Source organism: Amycolatopsis sp. NPDC003865 (genome assembly GCF_053605345.1).
Window position 1 is genome coordinate 374,973 of the sequence record NZ_JBSGJA010000009.1, and the last position, 7,021, is coordinate 381,993.

Annotated in this window: 6 protein-coding genes; 2 read left to right on the forward strand and 4 right to left on the reverse strand. The window is 73.9% G+C overall.

The genetic code is table 11. From position 1 onward, the window contains the following. The first annotated feature begins 34 nt into the window (after positions 1 to 34). Positions 35 to 658 carry a uridine kinase gene (locus tag ACWEVP_RS23415; protein WP_452064676.1) on the forward strand — a complete coding sequence of 208 codons (624 nt, stop codon included), beginning with the start codon at positions 35 to 37 and terminating at the stop codon, positions 656 to 658. On the opposite strand, the gene ACWEVP_RS23420 is transcribed toward ACWEVP_RS23415, so the two are convergent. The 4 genes from ACWEVP_RS23420 to ACWEVP_RS23435 all read right to left on the reverse strand — a co-directional run bounded on the left by ACWEVP_RS23420 (position 655) and on the right by ACWEVP_RS23435 (position 5,077). Then, on the reverse strand, positions 655 to 1,812 hold the full coding sequence (locus tag ACWEVP_RS23420; protein WP_452064677.1) for a glycosyltransferase family 4 protein: 1,158 nt from the start codon (positions 1,810 to 1,812) through the stop codon (positions 655 to 657). The two genes, ACWEVP_RS23415 and ACWEVP_RS23420, sit on opposite strands and share 4 nt — an antisense overlap. Positions 1,813 to 1,890: 78 nt before the next feature. Then, positions 1,891 to 2,943, reverse strand: coding sequence for a C40 family peptidase (locus ACWEVP_RS23425; protein WP_452064678.1), 1,053 nt, complete (start codon positions 2,941 to 2,943; stop codon positions 1,891 to 1,893). A gap of 425 nt (positions 2,944 to 3,368) precedes the next feature. Further along, positions 3,369 to 3,620 carry a hypothetical protein gene (locus ACWEVP_RS23430; RefSeq protein WP_452064679.1) on the reverse strand — a complete coding sequence of 84 codons (252 nt, stop codon included), beginning with the start codon at positions 3,618 to 3,620 and terminating at the stop codon, positions 3,369 to 3,371. A gap of 68 nt (positions 3,621 to 3,688) precedes the next feature. Next, on the reverse strand, positions 3,689 to 5,077 hold the full coding sequence (locus ACWEVP_RS23435) for an NYN domain-containing protein (protein ID WP_452064680.1): 1,389 nt from the start codon (positions 5,075 to 5,077) through the stop codon (positions 3,689 to 3,691). 202 nt (positions 5,078 to 5,279) lie between these two features. Here ACWEVP_RS23435 and ACWEVP_RS23440 point away from each other — a divergent pair, with 202 nt between their 5' ends. Next, positions 5,280 to 6,983, forward strand: a complete 1,704-nt coding sequence (locus ACWEVP_RS23440) for a DEDD exonuclease domain-containing protein (protein WP_452064681.1) — start codon at positions 5,280 to 5,282, stop codon at positions 6,981 to 6,983. The last annotated feature ends 38 nt before the right edge of the window (positions 6,984 to 7,021 follow it).

Here is a 7,021-nt window from a genome sequence, read left to right on the forward strand (position 1 = left end):
ACCGGTCCCCGGTACGGGTGCAGGATCGTCACCCGTGCGCTACCGCCCCATTTCCCCCGCCGTCCTGGCCGAAGAGCTGACCGACCGCATCGACGCGCTCACCGGGCGGCGGCGGATCGCGGTCGCCGTCGACGGCGCGGCGGGTGCGACGGAAACCACAGAACTCGCCGACGCCCTGGTCGACCCGCTGCGCCTGCGCGGCCGCGCGGCCCTGCGCGTGTCCGCGCGCGACTTCCTGCGGCCGGCGTCCCTGCGCTTCGAGCACGGCCGCACCGACCCCGACGCCCGCTACACCGACTGGCTGGACGTGGGCGCGCTGCGCCGGGAAGTCCTCGACCCGCTCGGCGAGCACGGGTCGGGCGAGGTCCTGCCGTCGCTGTGGGACGCCGAGCGCGACCGCGCGACCCGCGCCGAGCGCGTGCCGGTGCCCGAGGGCGGGGTCGTGCTCGTGGACGGCGAACTGCTCCTGGGCGCCGGCCTGGCCTTCGACCTGGCCGTGCACCTGTGGCTCTCCCCCGCGGCCCTGCGCCGCCGCGTGCCGGACGCCTGGGCGGTGCCGGCCTACGAGCGCTACGAAGCGGAGGTGGACCCGAGCGCGCTGGCCGACGTCGTCGTGCGCGTCGACGACCCGCGGCACCCGGCGCTCTACACGCCTTAGCGCACGACGGCCACCGGGTCGCCGTCCAGCAGGCCGGCCAGCCGCCCGGCCATCGTGTCCCAGCGCCAGTTCTCCGCCACCCACGCCCGCCCGGCCTCGCCCATCCGCCGCGCCCGCACCGGGTCGGCCAGCAGGCTGGCCAGGGTCTCGGCGAGCTGCTCGGTGTCCCGGCCTTCGACGACGTGCCCGGTGACCTCGTCGAGCACAGCTTCGGGCGCGCCGCCGGAGTTGCCCGCGACCACCGGCAGGCCGGTCGCGGACGCCTCCAGGTAGACGATGCCCAGCCCTTCGACGTCGAGGCCCTTGCCGCGGGTGCGGGCCGGCATGGCGAAGACGTCCCCCGCGGCGTAGTGCGCCGGCAGCTCGGCCCACGGCACGGACCCGGTGAGCACGACGTCGCGTTCCAGGCCCAGCTCGGCGACCAGCCCGGCCAGCGCCGTGCGGTAGGGGCCGCCGCCGACGATCAGCAGCGCGGCGTCCGGGACCCGCTCGCGGATCTTCGGCAGCGCGCGGATCAGCTGGTCCTGCCCCTTGCGCGGGACGAGCCGCGACACGCACACGACGGTCGGGCGGTCGGAAAGGCCGTGCCGCGCCCGGATTTCCGCGCGGCCGCCCGCGTCCGGTTTGTACAGCTCGGTGTCCACTCCGGACGGCAGCAGCTCCAGCCCGGCCATCGGGCCGAACGCGGCCGCGAACCGGCCGCGGGTGTAGCGGCTGACGTAGGTGACGACGTCCACCGTGTCGCCGATGCGCCGCAAGGCCTGCCTGCTCCCGGGGAGCATGGACCAGCCGACTTCGTGGCCGTGCGTGGACGCCACGATCCGCCGCGCACCGGCCTGGCGCAGGGAGTGCCCCAGCAGCGCGAGCGGCGCGGCAGCGCCGAACCAGACGGCTTCGCAGTCCCTCGCGCGCATGATCTGCTTCGCGCGGCGAAGGACGTCCGGCGTGGGCAGCATCAGCGACGTCGGGTGCCGGACGACCTCGAACGGCGCCTCGGCGTCGAACTCCTCGTGCGACCCCGTCCGCGACTCCCACGACGGCGCGTAGACGACCAGGTCGTCCGCCGGCAGCCGGGTGGCGAGGGAGTTCAGGTAGTTCTGGATTCCCCCGGGCCGCGGCGGGAAGTCGTTGGTCACGAGCAGGGTCTTGAGCACGCCCCAGAGGTTAGCGGGGCCGTGCACGGCGAAGGGGCGGCACCGCGTGTGCGGTACCGCCCCTTCGTGGCGCTCGGGTCAGGACGTCGGGCGTCGGGCGCCCGAGTACTGGCTCTGCAGCGGCGAGATCTTCACCACGTCACCCGTGTCGGGCGCGTGGACCATCTTGCCGTCGCCGATGTACATGCCGACGTGCGAAACGGGCGAGTAGAAGAACACGAGGTCGCCCGGCTGCAGCTGGTCCCGCGGCACCGCGGCGCCGAAGGTGGACTGCTCACGGCTCGACCGCGGCAGGGTGAGGCCGGCCTGCTTGTAGGCCCACAGCATCAGGCCCGAGCAGTCGAACGAGTTCGGGCCGGTGTCGCCCCAGCCGTACGGCTTGCCGAGCTTGCTCAGCGCCGCGTCCAGCGCCGTCTGGGCGGCCGCGGTGGGGGCCTTCAGCCCGGTCGGCGAGCCGCCGGTGTCCTTCTGGGACGCCTTGTCGAGCGCGCTCAGGCTCTTGTTGGCCGCCTTGAGCTGCTCGATCTGGTCGTTCAGCGTCTTCTGCTTGGCCTTGATGTCGTCGGTCAGCTTGGCCGCGGCGTCACGGGCGTCCTGCGCGCGCTTCGCGGCGTCGGAGGCCTTGTTCGCGGCGTCGGTGGCCTGCTGGACGGCACCGGTGAGGTTGCCCATCGCGCCGTTCTTCTCGGTCGCGATGACCTCGAGGGCGGAGGAGCGGTCCAGGAAGTCCTGAGTGGACGTGCCGGCCAGCAGCGCGGACAGCTTGTTCAGCTGGACGCCGCTGGTGAACGACGCGCCGGCGAACTTGTCGACCTCGGTCTGGTACTTCTTCTGGTTCTCGGCCGCGACGGCGGCCTGGTCCTTCGCCGCATTGACGTCGCCGGTCGCCTTGTCGAGCTCGCCCTGCTTGGCCTTCAGGTCGTCCTGGGCCTTGAGCAGGTCTTCGTTGAGCTTTTCGGCCTGTGCCGCGAGGTCGCGGTACTGGGCGAGGGCGTCCGAGCCGGTGGGCGGGGCCTGGAGGACGGGGACGGGGGCGGCGGTGGCCGTCGGCTGGGCGATGGTGACGAGGGTGATCACCGAAGCCGCCGCGAGGGCACCTGAAACCACGCGCCTAACTGGATGCGACTGCACGGTCGCGCGGGTCTCCTTTGCGTCTCGGCCGCCGAGGGGACCGGGGCGCGAAGAGGTCGGGGGTTCCTCTTCGCCGCTGTCCCGCACCGGGCGCGAGCCGTCTTCTTCCGCAACAGCTGCGACCGCGGTGGTGGTTCCGGTTCCCAGCTTCCCGACAAAGCTGCGTCCGGCGGCGATCCCGCGTCGCCGCCCTTGTCGGACGGCCGGGGGCCACGAGATCTCGGACAGGTTACGAAAAGACCGCCTGCTCGTCCACCACCTCTCCGGCAAAAACTCTCCGTAGCGCCGCTAAACCCGATCGGACCTGCACGGGAAAAAACATGTGATGGGCGTAACACGCTGGGGTTTCCCGGACGGCCCTTTCGGTCACCGACCGTTCACCTGATCCGATCGACCACTCGGCGCGCCGACACGAAACGGGCGCGTCAGGCGGTCCGCCGGTCCTCGACGAGGCGCAGCCGAGGCACCATCCCGGCGTCGGCGAGCGCGTCCACGGCGCGGCGCTCGTCGGCGTCCCAGACGACCTCCGGCGGCGCGCCGAGCAGGACGCTCACGACGCAGTCGTGGCAGGAGATCCCGCGCACGACGCAGCGGTCGCAGTCGACCACGACGTTCTCGATGTCCGAAACCGAAATGTGTGAGACGTCCACTTCGGACAGCTCAGGGGTGTCGTGCACGGTGTCCTCCTCACGCCGGAACCGACTTGGGGAGCACGGTAGGCGCCACCACCGACAATTTCGGTGGGTCAGACCCGCGAGAGGCGGCTGACCAGCACCGCGGACGGTGTCGGGTGCGCCCCGCGGCCGCGCACGGAGTCCGCCACCGCCCGGTCGGACGTCGCCACCACCATCGGCCGGCCGGCGGGCTCGGCCGCCACGATGTTGCGGATCACGTCGTCGGCGAGCACCCCGCGGTCGGAGAACAGCACCCGGACCCCGCGCGGCACCGAAGCCGGGACCGACAGCACGCCCGCGCCGTCGAACACCACGGTCACCTCGGCCGACGTGCGCGCCGCCAAGGCGGACAGCTGGTGGATCAGCCGGTCGCGCTGGTCGGCCAGCGCCAGCTCGGGGTAACCGGTCTTCGTGACGTTGTAGCCGTCGACGATCAGGTGCACGTTCGGCAGCGCCAGATAGCGGTCCAACGTGGACACGTCGGCGATCTTCCCGCCCTGTCCGGTGCCGGTGCTGGCGCCGCGGACCATGTCGGCGGGCCGCGCCCCGCGTGCGCCGAGGGCCAGCTCGCGGCGCAGGCCGGTGACCGCGCCGTCGATCGTGTCGATGAGCAGCGCCAGCCGCACTTCGTCGGCTTCGCGCGCTTCGCGGGCGGACTGGCGGGCGATGTCGGCGTCCGCGGCCGCGCGTTCGGCGCGGGCGCGTTCGTGGGCGACGCGCTGACGTTCGCGCTCGAGCTGGGCGTTGAGGGCCGCGATCTCCTGCGCGCGGGCACCGGCGCCGCGTTCGGCGTCCGCCGAGGCCGCTTCGGCGGCGTCCTTGGCCTGCCGCAGCTGGACGCCTTGCTCGCGGAGGCGCTTCAGGAGCTTCTCGACTTCACCCTCGCGCTCGCCTCGGACGCTCTCGGCGGCGTTCCTGGCTTCGGCCAGCTCCACGCGCAGCTGCGCGAGTTCGGCTTCGAGCCGCTGGTTGCGGGCCAGCGCGGCGTCGCGTTCGGCGCGCAGGGCGTTTTCCTCGGCGTTCTTGGCGACCAGCCGGACGCGCCCGGCCGCGCCGGACTCCCCCAGCAGCACGGCGGCGGCCGCCGCCGCGACCGAGTCGGCCGCGTTCGGGTCGAGCGCGTCCGTGCGGTGCTCGCGCAGCCACTCGATGACGGCGGTCCGGAACTGCGCCGACTCGCCGAGCGCGGCGAGCAGCGCGGCACCGCCCAGCTTGGCCCGCTTCGCCGGGGCGAACTTGGCCACCGGCCGCAGCTGCCGGGGCACGTCCGTGGCGGGCAGCTTGGCGACGGCGGCGGCCGAGAGCTCGGCGATCCGGTCGCGGACCGGCTCCGGCAGCGCCGGCCAGGTGGCCGGTTCGGGCCGGCCGACGTCCTCCTCAGCCTGCTCCGGGCGCGACGCGACACCCGAGGGACCGGCGGGGTCCCCGGGCGGCTCCGGCACGAGCGGCTGCGGGTGCATTGGTCCAGGGTAGGCCCCGCCCCCACATCGCGCCCCGCGCGGCACACGGAGCGGCGGCGACCGGAAAACGTCGGTGCCCATTCGGGGCTCCGCCACCCGGACCCCCGAAACTGTCGGCGTCCATTCGGGGCTCCGCCCCGGCCGGGGGCTCCGCCACCCGGACCCCCGAAAACTGTCGGTGCTCCCCTCTACTGTCCCGCACATGCGTTCGACCCAGGCTCAGCTCGCGTTCGACGAGCTCGGAACTCCCTTGCGGGAGACGACTTTCGTGGTGTTCGACCTCGAGACGACCGGCGCGGCCCCCGGCCCGTCGGGCATCACGGAGATCGGTGCGGTGAAGGTGCGCGGCGGCGAGGTGCTGGGCGAGTTCGCGACGCTGGTCAACCCGGGGATGGTGATCCCGCCGCAGATCGTCTCCCTGACGGGCATCACCCAGGCGATGGTCTACGACGCCCCGCCGATCGAGGAGGTGCTGCCGGCGTTCCTCGAGTTCATCGGCGGTTCGGTGCTGGTGGCGCACAACTCGGGGTTCGACACGTCCCACATGCGGGCGGCGTGCGAAGGACACGGTTATGCCTGGCCGAAGCTGACGGTGGTCTGCACGGTCCGCCTGGCGCGGCGGGTGGTCCCCCGCGACGAGGTGGGCCGCTACAACCTGACGGCGCTGGCCCTGCTGTTCGGCGCCCGGACCCGGCCGACGCACCGGGCGCTCGACGACGCCCGGGCGACCGTCGACGTGCTGCACGGGCTGCTGGAGCGCGTCGGCAACCTGGGCGTCCATTCGCTCGAGGAACTGATGGGCTACCTGCCCGAGGTCACGGTGGCGCAGCGGGCGAAACGCCACCTGGCGGCGGACCTGCCGTCGGCGCCGGGCGTCTACCTCTTCAAGGGGCCGAAGGAGGAGGTCCTGTACGTCGGCACGGCGAAGGACCTCCGGCGGCGCGTGCGGACGTACTTCACGGGGTCGGAGGGGCGCAGCCGGATCCGCGAGATGGTCGGGCTGGCCGAGCGCGTCGACCACGTCGTGTGCGCGCACGCGCTGGAGGCGGAGGTGCGGGAGCTGCGGCTGATCGCGGCGCACAAGCCCGCGTACAACCGGCGGTCGAAGAACCGGCACCAGGGCTGGTGGATCGGCCTGACGGAGGAGGCGTTCCCGCGGCTGTCGGTGGTCCGCCTGCCGCGGCCGGGCGTGCTGGGGCCGTTCCGCAACCAGGCGGACGCCCGCGCGACGGCGGACACCCTGGCCGGTGCGTCGGGGCTGCGGACGTGCACCCAGCGGATCTCCCCCCGGACGGCGAACGGGACGCCGTGCGTGCTGGCGGAGCTGGGCCGGTGCGGGGCGCCGTGCGCGGGCCGCCAGAGCGTGGAGGCGTACGTCCCGGCGGTGGAGTCGGCGTCGGGCCTGATAGCGGGCCTCGACGGCGGCCCGCTGCACGTGGCGGCGGCCCAGGTGGAGCGCCTGGCGGAGGGGCAGCACTACGAGCAGGCGGCCCGCCACCGCGACGAGCTGGCGGGCCTGATCCGGGCGTTGGGGCGGGCCCACCGCCAGTCGGCGCTGGCGTCGATCGCCGAGCTGATCGCGGCGAGCCCGGACGGAGCGGGCGGCTGGGAGCTGTCGGTGATCCGCTACGGCCGCCTGGCCTCGGCGGGCGTGGCGCGGCGCGGGGTGCCGCCGATGCCGGTGGTGGAGGCGCTGGTGGCCTCGGCGGAGACGGTGCTGCCGGACCCGGGCCCGTTGAACGGGGCACCACCGGAGGAGGTGGGGGTACTGCTGCGCTGGCTGGCCCGGCCGGGGGTGAGGTTGGTCCGGACGACGAGGCCGTGGGCCGAGCCGGCGGCGGTGGCCGGCTGGCGCGGGTGGTTGGACATGGTGTCGAACGCGCACTCGCTGGAGCACGTGGGGTGAGAGATCGGAGAGCGCGGCCGGCCGGGGGCCCCAGAGGC